17 protein-coding genes, 1 tRNA gene, 1 other RNA gene, 1 pseudogene and 1 other annotated feature are annotated in these 18,057 nt (G+C 40.2%); of the genes and pseudogenes, 14 read left to right on the top strand and 6 right to left on the bottom strand.

The genetic code is table 11. The features are described 5' to 3' along the window. Positions 1–965: YaaC family protein (locus BA81_RS18695; protein ID WP_034284273.1), on the bottom strand; the 965-nt coding region annotated here is incomplete at its 3' end. 121 nt (positions 966–1,086) lie between these two features. Here BA81_RS18695 and guaB point away from each other — a divergent pair. Both guaB and BA81_RS18685 read left to right on the top strand, forming a co-directional pair. Beyond that, positions 1,087–2,553, top strand: a complete 1,467-nt coding sequence (gene guaB / locus BA81_RS18690) for an IMP dehydrogenase (protein ID WP_024426749.1) — start codon at positions 1,087–1,089, stop codon at positions 2,551–2,553. Between the two features lie 160 nt (positions 2,554–2,713). Then, a complete protein-coding gene (locus tag BA81_RS18685) occupies positions 2,714–4,039 on the top strand; it encodes a D-alanyl-D-alanine carboxypeptidase family protein (RefSeq protein ID WP_034284272.1) in 1,326 nt (441 codons plus the stop codon). 41 nt (positions 4,040–4,080) lie between these two features. Here the strand turns inward: BA81_RS18685 and pdxR are convergent, their stop codons facing one another. Beyond that, positions 4,081–5,559 (bottom strand): MocR-like pyridoxine biosynthesis transcription factor PdxR, encoded by a 1,479-nt coding sequence (gene pdxR / locus BA81_RS18680; protein WP_034284271.1) that lies wholly within the window; start codon positions 5,557–5,559, stop codon positions 4,081–4,083. Between the two features lie 246 nt (positions 5,560–5,805). On the opposite strand from pdxR, the gene pdxS reads away from it, so the two are divergent. The 5 genes and pseudogenes from pdxS (at position 5,806) to BA81_RS18655 (ending at position 10,049) form a co-directional block, all read left to right on the top strand. Then, positions 5,806–6,690: a pyridoxal 5'-phosphate synthase lyase subunit PdxS gene (gene pdxS, locus BA81_RS18675; RefSeq protein ID WP_034284270.1), complete on the top strand. Its 885-nt coding sequence runs from the start codon at positions 5,806–5,808 to the stop codon at positions 6,688–6,690. 20 nt (positions 6,691–6,710) lie between these two features. Beyond that, positions 6,711–7,301 carry a pyridoxal 5'-phosphate synthase glutaminase subunit PdxT gene (gene pdxT / locus BA81_RS18670; protein WP_034284269.1) on the top strand — a complete coding sequence of 197 codons (591 nt, stop codon included), beginning with the start codon at positions 6,711–6,713 and terminating at the stop codon, positions 7,299–7,301. Between the two features lie 53 nt (positions 7,302–7,354). Then, positions 7,355–7,571: a binding site (T-box leader), on the top strand. 49 nt (positions 7,572–7,620) lie between these two features. Then, complete coding sequence (gene serS / locus BA81_RS18665) at positions 7,621–8,895, top strand: serine--tRNA ligase (RefSeq protein ID WP_034284268.1); 1,275 nt, start codon at positions 7,621–7,623, stop codon at positions 8,893–8,895. A gap of 596 nt (positions 8,896–9,491) precedes the next feature. Next, positions 9,492–9,827: pseudogene (locus BA81_RS20225) on the top strand (methyl-accepting chemotaxis protein); the annotation flags it as partial. A 129-nt stretch (positions 9,828–9,956) separates the two neighbouring features. Further along, positions 9,957–10,049, top strand: a tRNA-Ser gene (locus BA81_RS18655). An 88-nt stretch (positions 10,050–10,137) separates the two neighbouring features. On the opposite strand, the gene BA81_RS18650 is transcribed toward BA81_RS18655, so the two are convergent. The 4 genes from BA81_RS18650 to BA81_RS18635 form a co-directional block, all read right to left on the bottom strand. Further along, a complete protein-coding gene (locus BA81_RS18650) occupies positions 10,138–10,797 on the bottom strand; it encodes a deoxynucleoside kinase (protein WP_034284267.1) in 660 nt (219 codons plus the stop codon). Further along, positions 10,794–11,417: a deoxynucleoside kinase gene (locus tag BA81_RS18645; protein ID WP_024425759.1), complete on the bottom strand. Its 624-nt coding sequence runs from the start codon at positions 11,415–11,417 to the stop codon at positions 10,794–10,796. The genes BA81_RS18650 and BA81_RS18645 overlap by 4 nt, the downstream gene beginning before the upstream one ends. Before the next feature lie 85 nt (positions 11,418–11,502). Further along, on the bottom strand, positions 11,503–12,750 hold the full coding sequence (locus BA81_RS18640) for a glycoside hydrolase family 18 protein (RefSeq protein WP_248605684.1): 1,248 nt from the start codon (positions 12,748–12,750) through the stop codon (positions 11,503–11,505). Between the two features lie 99 nt (positions 12,751–12,849). Further along, positions 12,850–13,404, bottom strand: coding sequence for a cysteine hydrolase family protein (locus BA81_RS18635; RefSeq protein WP_034284265.1), 555 nt, complete (start codon positions 13,402–13,404; stop codon positions 12,850–12,852). 79 nt (positions 13,405–13,483) lie between these two features. Between BA81_RS18635 and tadA the strand changes: the two genes are divergently transcribed. The 7 genes from tadA (at position 13,484) to BA81_RS18605 (ending at position 17,879) form a co-directional block, all read left to right on the top strand. Further along, positions 13,484–13,960 (top strand): tRNA adenosine(34) deaminase TadA, encoded by a 477-nt coding sequence (tadA, locus tag BA81_RS18630; protein ID WP_034284264.1) that lies wholly within the window; start codon positions 13,484–13,486, stop codon positions 13,958–13,960. Positions 13,961–14,036: 76 nt separating this feature from the next. After that, an RNA gene (gene ffs / locus BA81_RS19500) (signal recognition particle sRNA large type) lies at positions 14,037–14,301 on the top strand. Between the two features lie 330 nt (positions 14,302–14,631). Continuing rightward, positions 14,632–16,344, top strand: a complete 1,713-nt coding sequence (dnaX, locus tag BA81_RS18625; RefSeq protein WP_034284263.1) for a DNA polymerase III subunit gamma/tau — start codon at positions 14,632–14,634, stop codon at positions 16,342–16,344. A 26-nt stretch (positions 16,345–16,370) separates the two neighbouring features. Further along, entirely contained in the window at positions 16,371–16,694 is a 324-nt protein-coding gene (locus tag BA81_RS18620; protein WP_008342011.1) for a YbaB/EbfC family nucleoid-associated protein, read from the top strand. Positions 16,695–16,709: 15 nt separating this feature from the next. Further along, positions 16,710–17,306 carry a recombination protein RecR gene (recR, locus tag BA81_RS18615; RefSeq protein WP_003218094.1) on the top strand — a complete coding sequence of 199 codons (597 nt, stop codon included), beginning with the start codon at positions 16,710–16,712 and terminating at the stop codon, positions 17,304–17,306. An 18-nt stretch (positions 17,307–17,324) separates the two neighbouring features. Then, positions 17,325–17,549 carry a YaaL family protein gene (locus BA81_RS18610; RefSeq protein WP_034284262.1) on the top strand — a complete coding sequence of 75 codons (225 nt, stop codon included), beginning with the start codon at positions 17,325–17,327 and terminating at the stop codon, positions 17,547–17,549. Positions 17,550–17,615: 66 nt separating this feature from the next. Further along, positions 17,616–17,879, top strand: coding sequence for a pro-sigmaK processing inhibitor BofA family protein (locus tag BA81_RS18605; protein WP_034284261.1), 264 nt, complete (start codon positions 17,616–17,618; stop codon positions 17,877–17,879). The last annotated feature ends 178 nt before the right edge of the window (positions 17,880–18,057 follow it).

The following is an 18,057-nucleotide window of genomic DNA, read 5'->3' as shown; positions in this document are numbered from 1 at the left end:
TTCCAGTCGGAACTGGTCTTTTTTGTTTTTTCTTCTAACAGCATCATGATGTATGCTGGGAACTTCTCTTCTGCAATCTCCATGTAGCGTTCAATCATGACGTAATCATCGCTAATGTATTGAGACAGCAGCTCGTACCACCATTCTGTTTCGTAGCGGGCAATCATACTAAGGTTATACATCAATAAGTAATGGCTGATGATTTCAGGAATCCCTAGAAAAGCATCTCGTGTTGAGGGTATAAACCATTGATCCATTTCTAAATCATAATGAAGATGAGTAGCAAGTGCTGGGTTTTCTTCAAGAAATACATCAAACGTCAGTTTTTTAGCCTCTCTCTGTTTGAGTTTCCAGCTTGTATGAAACTTAAAGTATTCAATAAAGCGTTCAGCAGACATGTTATAAAGTAATGGAATATGATCTTGAATCATCATTCCATTAGCCTTTTCTACTTTAACTAAAGTCGAGGGCTGCTTTTGAAACTCAAGAATATGACTCATTTCAGGTATTTTAGACAGGAGATGGATCATCGTAAATCGTTCATCTTCAAGACCATTTAATTGAAATAGATGCTTTAACACATGCATACATAGCCCATTTCTTTGGATTTTCACCTCATCTTCACTAAAACGGTAATGCTGTTTCTTTCTCTTTCTCGATGTTACGCCATGAGCTAAAACAGAGGTTTGAGAAGGATAATGGGGATCCACTGTCAGCAAACATGCTTTTAGCAGCTGTGCCATTCCATAAAACAATAAAATGGGTTTAAGTTCTAGAGGCGCGATCGCTGCCTGTTCATAGAACGTATGGCCATGTTTTAAAAAGTAAATAAATCGTTCACAGTTTTTATAGGCTTGCTGGTTTGCATCTTGAATGTTCCGTTTCTCATATTGTTGAAATAGAAACTTTTGGGAGGTTTCGAGCGAGTAAAAACGTTTTAAATCCTTCCATCCTGAACTTTTCATCTTCTTCCTCAACTCTCTTTATATTTTCTAAAAATTGCAACTGTTTGTTGCTTCCTTGACATGCTGTTTGCTAGTTGATAATCTACATATAATATTTTGCCGAAAAGAGGGGGATTTACTAATGTGGGAAAGTAAATTTTCAAAAGAAGGTTTGACGTTTGACGATGTTTTGCTTGTTCCAGCAAAGTCTGAAGTACTTCCGCGTGATGTCGATTTATCAGTGGAGCTAACAAGCACATTAAAGCTAAACATTCCAATTATCAGTGCGGGAATGGACACAGTGACGGAATCACAAATGGCGATTGCAATGGCACGTCAAGGTGGTCTTGGTATTATTCATAAGAACATGTCCATTGAACAGCAAGCAGAACAGGTGGATAAAGTAAAACGTTCAGAGCGCGGCGTTATTACAAATCCATTCTTCTTAACACCAGAGCATCAAGTATTTGATGCAGAGCATTTGATGGGTAAATACCGTATTTCAGGTGTACCGATTGTCAACAATGAACAAGACCAAAAGCTTGTTGGTATTATTACGAACCGTGACCTTCGTTTTATTTCGGATTATTCAATGAAGATTAGCGACGTGATGACAAAAGAGGAACTTGTGACAGCTTCTGTTGGTACAACATTAGAAGAAGCTGAAAAAATCCTACAGCAGTACAAGATTGAAAAATTACCTCTTTTAGATGACGAAGGAACGTTAAAAGGTCTTATCACAATCAAAGATATTGAAAAAGTGATTGAATTCCCTAACTCCTCTAAAGATGCACATGGCCGTTTAATTGTTGGTGCCGCTGTTGGTGTCACTGGCGATACAATGACACGTGTGAAAAAATTAGTCGAAGCCAATGTAGATGTCATTGTCATTGATACAGCACACGGTCATTCTCAAGGTGTTCTAAACACTGTATCGAAAATCCGTGAAACGTATCCTTCTCTTAACATCATTGCTGGTAATGTTGCAACAGCTGAAGCAACAAAAGCATTGTTTGAAGCAGGAGCAGATATTGTGAAAGTCGGTATCGGACCAGGATCTATTTGTACAACACGTGTTGTTGCAGGTGTCGGTGTACCACAAATCACAGCGATCTATGACTGTGCAACAGAAGCAAGAAAACATGGTAAAGCTATTATTGCAGATGGTGGAATTAAATATTCAGGTGATATCGTGAAAGCATTAGCATCTGGCGGACATGCTGTTATGCTGGGAAGCCTTCTAGCTGGTACATCTGAAAGCCCAGGAGAAACAGAAATTTTCCAAGGTAGACGTTTCAAAGTTTATCGTGGTATGGGTTCTGTCGCTGCAATGGAAAAAGGAAGTAAAGATCGTTACTTCCAAGAAGATAATAAAAAATTCGTTCCTGAAGGTATTGAAGGCCGTACACCATACAAAGGGCCAGTCGTTGATACAGTGTATCAACTAGTTGGCGGTATTCGTTCTGGTATGGGCTATTGTGGAACACAAGATTTACGCACTCTTAGAGAAGAAGCACAATTCATTCGTATGACGGGTGCAGGACTTCGTGAGAGTCATCCACATGATGTACAAATTACAAAAGAATCACCAAACTACACAATTTCTTGATAAATTGTGACAATCAAATTACATTTGACAGGGTCTATGACTCTGTCTATTTTTTTTGTCTTTATTGTGATAAAATTTATACTGTTGTGTTGAGATAAGCCCTTGTGGATTACATATATATGAAAAACGTCGAAAAAAGATGAATACGGAGGTATGACGATTGAACAGCAAGATGATGAAACAGCTTATGGTCTCTATCCTTGCATTGGCATTGATTGTTACAGCATTTACACCAATGTCCAAAGCAAAAGCTGCTGAAGATCCATTCAGTGTGAATGCGAAAGCAGCGATCCTTATTGAAGCTTCTACAGGTAAAATTCTTTATAGTAAAAACGCAGATCAAAGACTGCCTATTGCAAGTATGGCAAAAATGATGACAGAGTATCTATTACTAGAGGCAATTGCTGAAGGAAAAGTGAAATGGGATCAAAAGTATACGCCAGATGATTATGTATACGAAATTTCTCAGGACCGCAGCTTATCCAACGTTCCTTTGAGAAAAGATGGTTCGTATACAGTAAAAGAACTTTATCAAGCAACGGCTATTTATTCGGCAAATGCAGCAGCGATTGGTTTAGCAGAAGTGATCGCTGGATCAGAATCGAAGTTTGTTGAAAAAATGAACGCAAAAGCAAAAGAACTTGGTTTAACAAACTACAAATTTGTGAATGCAACTGGTCTGGAAAATAAAGACTTACATGGCCAACAGCCAAAAGGTACAGGTCCTGATGAAGAAAGTGAAGTATCTGCAAAAGATATGGCTTTGCTTGCACAGCATCTCATCAAAGACCATCCAGAAATTCTTGAAACAGCAAGTATTGCGAAAACAAAGTTCAGAGAAGGCACTGACGATGAAATGGACATGCCTAACTGGAACTTCATGCTTAAAGGACTTGTGAAGGAATATAAAGGTGTAGACGGGCTGAAAACAGGATCTACAGATTCAGCCGGTTCTAGCTTCACAGGTACAGCAAAACAAGGTGACATGCGTGTCATCGCAGTTATCTTGAATGCAAAAGGTAATCTTCATACAGCACGTTTCGACGTGGCAAAAAAACTATTCGACTATGCGTTTAAAAACTTCACGATGAAAGAAATGTACAAAAAAGGTCAACAAATTAAAGGACATGAAAACATCGAAGTGGATAAAGGCAAAGATAAAGAAGTACCTGTTGTGACGAAAGAAGCATTTTCTGTACCAGTTAAAAATGGTGACGAAAAGAGCTATAAAGCAAAAGTAAATATCGAGAAAAAGAACCTAGAAGCGCCTATTAAAAAAGGAACGAAGGTTGGCATGCTGACGACTTCTTATTCTGGTGATGAGAAGGACTACGGTTATTTAAATAAAGACCAATCAGGTGTTGAGCTTGTGACGAAAACAAGCGATGAAAAAGCAAACTGGTTCATCCTTGCAATGCGTGGTGTAGGTGGATTCTTCGCTGGCATTTGGGGCGGAATCGTTGACACAGTAAAAGGCTGGTTCTAATAAAAAACTGCTCTCTATACACGAGAGCAGTTTTTTTATCGTTAAAAGAAGAGCGATTGCTTCTGATTTTGAGGAGTGGACAAGGCTTGCTGAAAAATACCACATAACTTTTCCACGCCCTCTGCCAGTGCTTTTTCATTCACATAAGAAAAGCTGAGGCGGATATAATTCTGTTTCGGCTCTCCAGGATAGCAGACAGAGCCAGGTAGAAAAGTAATTTGCTGCTTACGGGCCTCATGTAACAGTGCGCGTGTATCGACCCAGGAAGGAAAGCTGAGCCATAAATTGAGACCGCCCTGTGGAATTTGCCACGTTACATCTTTCGGTGCGTGCTTCGTTAACACATCCATCATCAAATCGCGTCTCACCTTCAAGGCGGTTCTTAGCTTCTTCGTATGATCAATCATTTTCTTCGATGTCAGAAACGGCAATATAGCCTTTTGTGTGAGGAGAGGGCTGCCTAAGTCATTATTGGCCTTTGCAGCTAATAAGCGGTTAAATATCGAGCCTGATGCGGTGATAATCCCTATTCTGCATCCTGGAGCCAGTGTTTTACTTAATCCTCGTAAGTAAATGACGTGTCCATCATGGTCCAAGCTTTTAATAGGTGCTGGCGGCTTCTTTTCAAAATAAAGCTCACGATAAGGGTCATCTTCTACAATGAGACAATCAATGCTTTGAGCCAGTAAGAGAAGCTGTTTTCTACGTTTCATCGACATACTGGCCCCTGTTGGACTGTGGAAAGTAGGAATCGTATAGATCAGCTTCGGTTTATATTTATCACAAATGCTTTGAAGCTGCTTCATGTTCATTCCTTCATGATCGACAGGGACGGTAATGATTCTTGCTCCTCTGCCCATAAAGACATCAATGGCCCCAGGATAGGTCGGTGCTTCCATGACAACCACATCATCCGGCCCAATAAACGTACGTGCCACCAAATCAAGCCCTTGCTGAGAACCACTTGTTACAAGGATATTTTCAGGTGTAGACGGCACATCCAACTTTTCTAAAAAAGATTGAATGACCTGCCGCAGCTGAAGATCACCTTGTATTTCTCCATACTTCGACATGATTTGAGGATGTCTGGCTAGTACATGCTGCATTTCTTTTTCTAAATACCGGTTTGGCAAAAGCCCTGGATCGATCATAGAGGAAGAAAGGTTAATGGCTTCTTCGACATAGTGATACTGAGCGAATTGAGACCGTGGTAAATAATCTGGAATCGACAACTGCCAATCGAAAGAGGTAGATGATGGAACCGGGGTCTCTGCCTGCTCTTGCTGCTCATTCACAAAAGTTCCTTTACCTTGCACCGTCGTTAAGTATCCGTCGTCTTTTAATCGGGTGTATGCCTTAGCTGCCGTGACAAGACTCACATTGAGCTGCTTAGCTAAATCACGGACAGTTGGCAGCTTTTCTCCTTGCTGAAGCAAACCCGATTGAATGTGATCGATGATTGAAAAGTAAATTTGATTTGAAAGAGATGTATCAGAGTGTCGATGGATATCAATATGCATGAAACCCCTCCATTGAATGCAAAATTGTTATACATGATTTTTAATTGTTATAGTTGCATTATAACATGTAAATCTCACTTGATAGAGAAAATGACATGTTTTTAGCTGAAAACCCTTTATATACAAGGATTTATTCTTTTTTATCGGCTGATTGAATTGTTATACTATTCTCTTTATTGTTATACTTCCTCGCTTGTATGATAAAGATGTTGAATGAATCGAATAGACAAATGGGAGGAAACTATTGTGATCAATAAGGGAACTGAACGAGTGAAACGTGGAATGGCAGAAATGCAAAAGGGCGGCGTCATTATGGATGTCGTCAATGCGGAGCAGGCAAAAATTGCAGAAGAAGCAGGTGCAGTGGCAGTCATGGCACTAGAACGAGTACCAGCTGATATCCGTGCTGCAGGCGGTGTTGCCCGTATGGCAGACCCAAGAATCGTAGAGGAAGTACAAAATGCAGTAACGATTCCAGTCATGGCAAAAGCACGTATCGGCCACATCGTCGAGGCTCGTGTTCTTGAAGCACTTGGTGTTGATTATATCGATGAGAGTGAAGTGCTGACGCCCGCAGATGAGGAATTCCATTTAAATAAAAATGAATACACAGTACCTTTTGTCTGTGGATGCCGCGATTTAGGTGAGGCAACCCGCCGTATCGCAGAAGGCGCTTCTATGCTTCGCACAAAAGGAGAACCTGGGACAGGCAACATCGTAGAAGCTGTTCGTCATATGAGAAAGGTCAATGCTCAGATTCGTAAAGTATCGGCTATGAGTGAAGATGAACTGATGACAGAAGCCAAGAATCTTGGCGCGCCTTATGAATTATTGCTGCAAATCAAAAGAGACGGCAAACTGCCAGTTGTGAACTTTGCAGCAGGAGGCGTTGCGACACCAGCAGATGCTGCATTAATGATGCAGCTAGGCGCAGACGGTGTATTTGTCGGATCTGGTATTTTCAAATCAGACAATCCAGCTAAATTTGCAAAAGCAATTGTTGAAGCAACGACTCATTACACTGATTACCGTCTCATTGCAGAACTTTCAAAAGAGCTTGGAACAGCTATGAAAGGAATTGAAATTTCAAATCTACTGCCAGAAGAACGTATGCAAGAGCGTGGCTGGTAATTAAGGGAGCGCAAACGAACATGCTGACAATTGGTGTACTAGGGCTTCAAGGAGCGGTGAGAGAGCATATTCAATCGATTGAAGCCTGCGGCGCAGAAGGAAAGATCATCAAACGTGTAGAAGAGCTAAAATCCGTTGACGGTTTGATTATCCCTGGTGGAGAAAGTACGACGATGAGAAGACTCATGGATACGTACCAATTCAATGACCCGATCAAAGCGTTCGCTGCTCAAGGGAAACCGATTTTCGGGACATGTGCCGGTTTGATTATGCTGGCAAAGCATATCGAAGATCGAGAAGATGCTCATCTTGGACTGTTAAATGTATCTGTTGCACGGAATTCTTTTGGCAGACAGGTAGACAGCTTTGAAGCAGATTTAGAAGTAAAAGGACTGGATGCGCCGTTTACAGGGGTATTCATCCGTGCGCCTCATATCATCAGCGCAGATGATGACGTAGAAATCATGGCTGAATATGATGGCAGGATTGTGATGGCGAAAGAAAACAATATCTTAGGCTGCTCTTTTCATCCAGAGCTGACAGACGATCACCGGTTAACACAGCTGTTTGTAGACATGGTGAAGTCCTACAAAACGAAGCTTGCTGTATAAAACGGTTGAAAAGAGATAAAACTTATAGTACATTAAAATCACAATCAAAGATCGAAAAAGCGTTGACGGGAAATAGTAAGAAGCCCCTCTTTCTCAGAGAGCCGATGGTTGGTGAGAATCGGTGAAAGATGCATTCTGAATCCATCCTTGAGCGAAATGCTGAAACTAGAGAAGTAAGCATTTACGGTGATACCGTTACAGAGGAAAGAGGAAAGCATGTCTTTGCATGTTTTCAATCAGGGTGGCAACGCGAGAGCTCTCGTCCCTTTCATGGGATGAGGGCTCTTTTTATTTTTCGATAAAAAAAGGAGTGTTACACATGCTGGATATTAAACAACTGCGCACGGACTTTGATCAAATCAAAGAAAAATTAGCACACCGAGGCGAAGATTTAGCGGATTTTGATAAGTTTGGTGAGCTAGATCAAAAAAGAAGAGAATTAATCGGGAAAACAGAAGAATTAAAGAGCCGAAGAAATGAAGTATCACAGCAAGTGGCCGTTCTAAAAAGAGAAAAGAAAGACGCCGATCATATTATTCAAGAAATGCGTGAGGTAGGAGATGAGATCAAGAAGCTGGATGATGAGCTAAGAACAGTAGAAGAAAGCCTGCAGCACATCCTGTTCTCAATTCCAAATATCCCCCATGACTCTGTACCAGTTGGTGAAACAGAAGACGACAACGTGGAAGTGAGAAAATGGGGCGAACAGCCAGCCTTCTCATTTGAACCAAAACCACATTGGGACGTAGCTGATGAGCTAAAAATCCTTGATTTTGAACGTGCAGGAAAAGTGACAGGAAGCCGTTTCGTTTTTTATAAAGGGCTTGGCGCACGCTTAGAACGCGCATTGTATAACTTTATGCTTGATTTACATGTGGATGAGTTTGGTTTTACTGAAGTGCTTCCACCTTATATGGTCAACAGAGCGAGCATGACAGGAACTGGTCAGCTTCCAAAGTTCGAAGAGGATGCCTTTAAAATACGTGAAGAAGATTACTTCCTCATTCCAACAGCTGAAGTGCCAATTACGAACATGCATCGTGACGAAATTCTCGAAGGTGAGCAGCTGCCAATCAACTATGCAGCATTCAGTGCTTGCTTTAGATCAGAAGCAGGATCTGCCGGAAGAGATACACGCGGACTCATCCGTCAGCATCAATTTAACAAGGTAGAGCTTGTTAAATTTGTCAGACCAGAAGATTCTTATAAAGAATTAGAGAAACTAACAAATCAAGCAGAAAAAGTTCTTCAGCTATTGAACCTGCCATACCGTGTCATGAGCATGTGTACGGGAGATTTAGGATTCACAGCTGCGAAGAAATACGATATCGAAGTGTGGATTCCGAGCCAGAATACGTACCGTGAAATTTCTTCTTGCAGTAACTTCGAAGCATTCCAAGCAAGACGTGCAAACATTCGTTTCCGTCCAGAACCTAAAGCGAAGCCAGAACATGTCCACACATTAAATGGATCTGGATTAGCGGTAGGAAGAACCGTAGCGGCTATTTTAGAAAACTATCAACAAGAGGACGGCACAGTAATCATTCCTGAAGTACTGCGTCCTTATATGGGAAATAAAGAAGTGATGAAATAAGATGCCGTCAAGGCATCTTTTTCTTTTTACCAAAAGTCCTACAGTTTTCCTGAATTTAGCCGATAAAAAAATTAAAAGCTTCTAGGAAAGAAGGAATAACCGTGAATAGGCTTGACTATTATGTTGAAATGGCTCATTTACTTAGAAAGGTACTAGATGAAAGTATTCTTTTCGGCATCACAGATACAGAGAAGATACTTTGTTATTACCCGTCTAACACAATAGATTTTGGTATGAAAGTTGGAGACCCATTGAACCCAGAAGACCAAAATGTGGCGACGACATTAAGAGGACAAGAATATGACGGTCATTTACCAGAGCATTTATATGGTTATGAAATTGCTGTAAAAGGTTACCCGATTTTTGATGAAGATAGAAAAGTAATCGGCTCTTTTTTAGTGGCATTTTCACATCATCGCGAAAAGAAATTAAGCGGTTATATGGAGCAAATCAATAAAGTAGCGAAAGAACTCCAAGGTGGAATTGAGCAAATTGCTGCACATTCACAAGAACTGGCTGCCACAAGTTTAGAAATAAGCGAACAGGCAGGAAGAGCGGAAGAGAAATCTGCGAATATTGAAGAAGTCGTCAAAACCATTGGCGGAATTGCTAGACAAACAAATCTGCTTGGTTTAAATGCTGCAATTGAAGCCGCAAGAGCAGGTGAGAACGGAAAAGGGTTTGCTGTCGTTGCTGATGAAGTTCGCAAATTATCAGATGGCTCGAAGGAAGCGGCTGAAACCATTAATACATTTTTAAAAGAAATCCAAGACAGCATTGGCACTTTGTCTGAAAACATCTCACAAATCAGCAGCTCAACAAATGAACAAGCCAAACAAGTGACAGACTTTACGAAGATTATCGAGTCATTAAATGAGTTTAAAGTAGAGATGAATCAGTTTATTGAAGAAATTAGACAGGATACGAAATAGATCAAGAACAGCCGTCAATGGCTGCTTTTTTATAGGCAAACATCATGCAAAAATCACATATTGAAATTTTTTTACGAAAAGGTGTTGACTTCAAATAAAATGATATGGTATATTAATTCTTGTCGATACGGAGGAATACCCAAGTCCGGCTGAAGGGATCGGTCTTGAAAACCGACAGGGGTGTCAAAGCCCGCGGGGGTTCGAATCCCTCTTCCTCCGCCATATTGATTTTTTACCTTAGTTGAATTGAACGCAAGCATAAAAATTGGAAATTGTCAAACCGCTGCATTTCGCGAATGCAGCGGTTTTTTTATTTTGTTTTATTGCGATTTTTTTGAATAACAGAAGCTATTTCATGAAGAATGGGATCAAGTGAGCTTTCATCATGAAGTAAGTCGTAATCTTCAATATTAATTTTAATCACTGGGCATAAATCAAATTGTTCGATCCATTCCGTGTATCGAGTGTACATTTCTTCCCAATAAGCCCGGTCAGTTTGAGTTTCCATCTCTCTGCCGCGTTCCTCAATACGATGTAAAATATGATCTAAATCCCCGTGTAGATAGATGAGGACATCAGGGTGAGGGAAGTAAGGTGTCATCACCATCGCCTCAAATAGGCTTGTATACGTTTCATAATCGACCTCAGACATCGTACCTTTGTCCGCATGCATTTTTGCAAAAATGCCAGTGTCCTCATAAATGGAACGATCTTGTACATATCCTCCGCCAGATTCAAAAATCCGCTTTTGCTCCTTAAAACGCTCAGCTAGGAAATAGACCTGTAAGTGGAAGCTCCATCTTTGGAAATCTGAATAAAAAGGCTCTAAATATGGGTTATCATCTACTTTTTCAAGAGAGGTTTGAAACCCTAGCTTGTCCGCTATTGTTTTGGTCATAGTTGATTTGCCGACACCAACAGTCCCGGCAATTGTGATGACTGCGTCCTTTGGTATTTTGATATTGTTCATAGCACTTGCTCCTTTATGTTCTGTACAATTTGCTGGTAATCTTGCTGTGAGGAAACGAAGTCTGTATGATCTCCTTCAATTGTAATGATGGGAAGCCCTGGCTCAGTCTGTTTTAAATGTTCAATGGCCAGCTCGTAATCTTCAATGAGTGTTTTTAAATAAGCTGGGTCAATGTCTTCTTCAAAAGAGCGTCCTCTCATCTGTATTCTTTCAAGTAAGGTGGGAAGGCTGGCTTTTATATAGATCATGGCATTTGGTTTAGGAAGATCATCTGTTAGCAGGTGATAGATCTTTCTGTATTTATCCATGTGCTTTTTTGATAATGTTCTTTCTGCAAATATCATATTTTTATAGACGTGATAATCAGTGACAACCGGCTGCTGTTTATTTACATAGTTTTCTTCAATTGATTCTAACTGTTTGAACCGATTGCATAAAAAGAACATCTCAAGCTGAAAGCTCCATTGTTCCATATCTTCATAAAATTTATCTAAGAATGGATTTTCTTCTACAATCTCTTTTACTAAAGGAAATTGAAATTCCTTCGCAAGCATTGTAGCCAAAGTTGTTTTTCCGGCTCCAATTGGGCCTTCCACTGCAATAAAAGGGGCAGGATACATAGGCGTTCTCCTCTATCTATAAAGTTAAAGTTGTCAAACCAATGTATATTGTACCATACCCCTTCTAATTGATAGAGTGAATGGATTACGATGTCGTTCTTTTTTCAATATTAAATTGATCTGATAATAAGAGCCAATTTTGTGGGAAAGATAGACCTAATTTCCAATAAGCAATGCCGTTCAATTTTAGCTCTTTGATGAGATTGAATTTTGCTTGAATCGATCTAGCGTCTTCGAACCAGACCTCATGCTCTTTGTTGTTGGCATCTGTATAACGAAAATGGGGTGCTTGTGCTGTTTCGTCGTATAAGATAGAGACATTGTGCTCTCTAGCAAGTGCAATTGCTTGTTGAGGACTGACGGCTTTGGCGATGGGGCCGCCCTGGACGAAAGGAAGTGTCCAATCATAGCCGTATAAATTCTGCCCCATTACAATTTTATTGGCCGGTATGACAGTTAGTGCATATTCAATGACTTGGCGGACAGGTCCAATTGGAGAGACAGCTTGTGGAGGGCCGCCGCTGTACCCCCATTCATAGGTCATCAGCACAACATGATCGACGATCTTACCGATCGCTTCATAGTCATGGGCTTCATACCATTTGCCCTTTTGCTGACTACTTGTTTTTGGTGCAAGTGCAACAGATATTGTCCATCTTTCTTGATGGAAACGGGCTGTTGCTTCTCTTAAAAATTGAATATAAGCATCTTTATCAGCAGGGCGTAAATATTCAAAATCAAAATGGATTTCCTTGAATTGATACTTTTTGGCAACACGAACAATTTCATCTAAAAATGCCGTTTTAACAGATTGGTTAGTTAAAAGAATACGCCCAAGTTCATCACTGAATTTTTCATTCTCTAGATTTGTCACCACCATGGTTAATACAGTTCTGTTCTGAGCGGCAATCTGGGGTAGTTGGTCTAACGGTGGTTCTCGCAGTGTCCCATCTCTTTGTGCTTGAAAACTAAAGATGTCTAAATGGGTTAAGTATGGGGAGGCCTCTCTAGCTGCCTGCTTTAAGTTTTCACTGACTTGATTTCCCCGTGGTTCAATATAAGCATTGGAATTAATGTTCCTTTTCGGTCTTTGTGGAATATAGAGCAAGAAACGAACAGGCAGTATCGCTTCAGGCCGAATTCTGTTCACGCGTGCCAATTCTTCTACTGAGATTTGAAACCGTCTACCAATTTGATATAGTGTGTCATTTTGTTTGACCTCATAAAATTGACCTCTAATTGGAATGACAATTGTTTGTCCAATGACGAGTTGATTTGGTGTTTCGATTTCGTTAGTACGGATGATTTCATTGACTGTCGTTTTAAAACGCATAGCAATGTCGTTTAAAGTATCTCCTCTTTTGACAACATAAATTTGAATAGTCAACGCCCCCTTTGTTATTGCTAACAATTTATGAGGGTTATGGCTAAATCATGTTTGATTTTCATTCGTGATTTCCTTAGCGGTAGTGATTTTGGCTAGAAGAACGTTCTCCATCATTGTTAAAGCGTAGTCGTTATCTCTGTCGTCGTTTGAAGCGATACAATCTTTAGGTACAATTAGATTGTATTCTCGCATGTATGCGTCATTTGCAGTGAACAAAACGCAAATGTTTCCGGCAATTCCAGTTAGAATAATGTCCTCAACACCTAATTCATTTAAGAGTGTCTCTAGTGCAGTACCGTAGAAGGCAGAATGCTTAGGTTTAATTAAGAAGTAATTATCTTTAGATGGTGTCATTTTCTCTAAAATAGGAGCGCTTCTTTCATTTTTGCATGTTTCCAGGACAGCTTGGATATCAGCCTTCCAAAGTCCGTAGTGATCGTTGATATAAATGATTGGCCAATTTTCCTTGAAAGCATGTTGTTTAAGAGCTAAAATTTTATTGGTCATTTGCTCTGTTTTTTCTGCAAGCACATGTCCCATTTCAAAATCAAAATCATTAATCATGTCGATAATAAGCAGCGCCTTTTGGTGCTTTGACAAAATAAGACCCCCTTTAAAAGATTGTGATAATATGTTAACCTCAATTTCCTTTTAAAAAACATGAAAAGAGAGCCGTGCTATGACGAAAGATGAACAGTTTATGCAAGAAGCCATTTCTGAAGCCTTAAAAGCAGAACAAATAGGGGAAGTGCCGATTGGTGCGATCATTGTTGTTGATGATCAAATTGTGAGCCGGGCTCATAATTTAAGGGAAAGTGAGCAGCGTTCGATTGCACATGCAGAATTACTTGCTATTGATGAAGCATGTAAAGCGACAGGGAGCTGGCGTTTAGAAGATGCTGTGCTTTACGTTACGCTTGAGCCATGCCCAATGTGTGCGGGTGCTATTGTTCTCTCTAGAGTGAAAAAGGTCGTTTTTGGTGCATACGATCCAAAAGGTGGATGCGCAGGTACTTTAATGAATTTACTGGATGATGAACGGTTCAATCATCAGTCTGAGGTCATCGGTGGTGTACTTGAAAATGAGTGTGGTGAGCTGTTAAGTCAGTTCTTCCGAAATCTCCGTCAGCGAAAGAAACAAGCCAAAAGTAAATGAATGGATGCCGTTTGCAATTTGAGCTATAAGAAGGTATACTTATGTCTGCGTCACTAACAATTTAATATTCATTTTGCCGTGCTAAGCGGGGAGGTAGCGGTGCCCTGTACTCGCAATCCGCTCTAGCGAGGCCGAATCCCTTCTCGAGGTTCGTTTACTTCAAGGTCTGCCTTAAATAAGTGGTGTTGACGTCTGGGTCCTGCGCAATGGGAATTCATGAACCATGTCAGGTCCGGAAGGAAGCAGCATTAAGTGAAACCTCTCATGTGCCGCAGGGTTGCCTGGGCCGAGCTAACTGTTTAAGTAACGCTTGGGGTAGCGAATCGACAGAAGGTGCACGGTAAATCAATATTAAATGTAACTCATCTAGTTTAACTAGGTGAGTTTTTTGTTGCTGTTCAAAGAATAGCTGAATTGCTTTGGTTATACAAATAGATAAAAAGTCTTTTTGGTTCCATTTGTTTGTTTCATTAATCGCAATAAGAACTGGTGTTCTGATTGGGGTCTCGGGTCTTTTTACAAAGCTAGAAAATACGTTTTTAATGCATGGAAAGTAGAAAATCTATAGTTGAAATCATCTTTTTGGCATATTAGAAAATAAAGGTGTGCTTTTGAATTGATCGGTGCATCATGTATAATGAAAAAGATGATAAATGGAGGAGGGCGTATTTGTGAGTTATCAAGCTTTATATCGAGTGTTCAGACCTCAAGTTTTTGAGGATGTTGTTGGACAAGAACACATCACAAAAACGTTGCAAAATGCCCTTTTGCAGAAAAAGTTTTCTCATGCTTACTTATTTTCAGGTCCTAGAGGAACAGGTAAAACAAGTGCTGCCAAAATCTTTGCTAAGGCAGTGAACTGTGAAAAGTCACCTGTTAGTGAGCCGTGTAATGCATGTGATGCCTGTAAAGGGATTACAAACGGTTCAATTTCAGATGTGATTGAAATAGATGCTGCCTCGAATAACGGGGTAGATGAAATCCGTGATATACGTGATAAAGTGAAATTTGCTCCTTCGGCGGTTACGTATAAGGTTTATATTATAGATGAAGTACATATGCTCTCTATCGGTGCATTTAATGCCCTCCTTAAAACGCTGGAAGAACCGCCTGCTCATTGTATCTTTATTTTGGCTACCACAGAGCCCCATAAGATTCCTCTTACCATCATATCTCGTTGTCAGCGATTTGATTTCAAACGAATCACGACTAAAGATATTGTTGGAAGAATGGAGAAAATTGTAGATGCAGAAGGCCTTAACGTACAGGAGGGTTCGCTCGAGATTATTGCTAGTGCAGCTGATGGCGGTATGCGTGATGCACTAAGTCTCTTGGATCAAGCGATTTCATTTAGTGGTGAACAATTGACAATTGATGATGCGCTGCTCATTACAGGTGCTGTATCTCAGCATTTCATTAGTCAGCTTGCTGAAGCAATTTTTGATCAAAATATTGCGACAGCGTTAGATACATTAAATGAGTTGCTCCAGCAGGGGAAAGATGCTGCTAAATTAATAGAGGATATGATTTTTTACTTTAGAGATATGCTGCTTTATAAAACGGCACCAGATCTCGAGGGGGTCCTTGAAAAGGTAAAGGTCGACGAAAGTTTCGTGGCGCTGTCAGATCGTGTGACACCTCAATTTCTGTATGAAACAATTGAAGTCCTGAATAAAAGCCACCAAGAAATGAAATGGACAAATCATCCAAGGATTTTCTTTGAGGTAGCTGTTGTAAAGCTGTGTCAGTCAACAGCAGGATTGACACAAGGTCATGCTGACGCTGATATAACGGCGCTAACAGATAAAATAAACAGGCTGGAACAGGAACTATCAAGGCTAAGAGCCGAAGGTGTACCAATGTCTCCATCTCATAGCCCTCAAGAAAAAAAGGAAGCGCCTCGACCACAAACAAGTAACAAAAATGGCTATCGTGCTCCTGTCGGCCGAATTCATGAGATTCTAAAAGAAGCGAAACGGCCTGAGTTAGAAAAAATTAAAGGCAAATGGGGAGAGCTCCTTGCCCAGTTGAAACAGCAGAATAAGGTGTCTCACGCTGCGTTATTAACGGACAGTGAGCCAGTTGCGGCTGCTTCGCATGCCTTTGTTTTAAAATTCAAATTTGAAATACATTGTAAAATGGTTGCTGAAGATAAAAGTGGTGTTCGGACCAATCTTGAACAACTGCTAGAGTCTATGTTAGGAAAAAGAGTGGAATTAGTTGGCGTTCCTGACGCTCAATGGGGTAAAATAAGAGAAGAATTTTTAAGAGATCATCAGCCGGATGAACAAGCAGATGGTCAGGGAACTTCTTCTGAAGAGGATCCATTGATTGCGGAAGCAAAGAAATTAGTAGGAACCGATTTAATTGAAATTAAAGATTAATAAAAATGAAAGAGAGTGGTGTTCATATGCGCGGTGGAATGGGAAATATGCAAAAAATGATGAAACAAATGCAAAAAATGCAAAAGGATATGGCGAAGGCTCAAGAGGAGCTTGCAGAAAAAGTCCTTGAAGGTACAGCTGGTGGCGGTATGGTCACTGTAAAAGTAAATGGACAAAAAGAAGTCGTTGATGTAGCAATTAATGAAGAAGTTGTTGATCCAGAAGATATCGATATGCTTCAAGATCTTGTACTTGCTGCGACAAACGATGCATTGAAAAAAGTCGATGAGCTAACGAATGAAACGATGGGTCAATTCACAAAAGGAATGAACATGCCAGGTTTATTCTAGGAGGAATAACTGAAGATGCAATATCCTGAACCAATATCAAAGCTGATTGACAGCTTTATGAAATTGCCAGGAATCGGACCAAAAACTGCGGTCCGTCTGGCTTTTTTTGTTCTTAGTATGCAAGAAGATGTCGTACTAGATTTTGCGAAGGCGCTTGTAAATGCAAAGCGTAATTTAACTTATTGTTCGGTATGCGGTCATATCACAGACCAAGATCCTTGCTATATTTGTGAAGATACAAGAAGAGATCAATCTGTTATCTGTGTAGTGCAGGATCCAAAAGATGTAATCGCAATGGAAAAAATGAAAGAATACAACGGCTTATATCATGTGCTTCATGGTGCCATTTCGCCAATGGACGGAATTGGCCCAGAGGATATTAAAATTCCTGACCTATTAAAAAGATTGCAAGACGATCAAGTGACAGAGGTGATCCTTGCAACCAATCCAAACATTGAAGGAGAAGCAACAGCCATGTATATCTCCAGATTGTTAAAACCATCAGGAATTAAACTCTCTCGCATTGCTCACGGACTTCCAGTAGGCGGGGATTTAGAGTATGCGGATGAAGTTACACTGTCTAAGGCTCTAGAAGGCAGACGTGAGATGTAGGAAGGAGAAGTACGGTACATGGGTTTTCTTCGCAGAAAATCAATTCGAAAAGAATTCGATGAGAAATTAATTCAAGAGCTTTTTAAGCAAAAGGAAGAATGGAACAGACAAAAAAAGCTTGTCGCAAATAGCGTTGAGCCTTCACCGGACATTCTATTCGAATTAAAGCTTGCTCAAGCGAAGTACTTTTTCTATCTGAGAGAAGCGAAAAAGAGGAATTTACGTTTAAACAACTGGAAATAGCAGGTCTATTATACATAGTCCTCTCATATGCTTGTACTATTCATATGAAGAGGAGATGAGAGGATTATGGAACCTGTTATTGTGATCGGGTCAATTTTGCTAGCTGTGCTATTGTTGTTTATGTCAGGTGTGCAGGCGAATCCATTCAAATGGTTAGGGCTTATCGGAGTGAAGTTTGTAGCAGGCGCTCTTTTTTTATTTTGCCTCAACTTATTTGGCGAGAGTCTAGGATTACATGTCTCTATTAACCCTGTAACGAGTGGAATTAGTGGTTTATTGGGTATTCCGGGCGTAGCAGCTTTAATCGTCATTGAAAAGTTTATTATTTAATGAAAAATATTATTGACTTTGATTGGATAGGGTGGTAAATTAATATACGTCGCTGATGACGAAGAAACGAAAAAACATAATAACAAAAAAGTTGTTGACACTAACAACTTGGATGTGATAAGATGTTCTAGTCGCTTCTGAAGCGGTAAACAAGTTCTTTGAAAACTAAACAAGACAA

This window comes from Bacillus safensis FO-36b, from assembly GCF_000691165.1.
GTDB classification, from domain to species: domain Bacteria; phylum Bacillota; class Bacilli; order Bacillales; family Bacillaceae; genus Bacillus; species Bacillus safensis.
The sequence above is the reverse complement of the archived record's forward strand: the minus strand, read 5'-3'. Positions and strand labels throughout refer to the sequence as shown.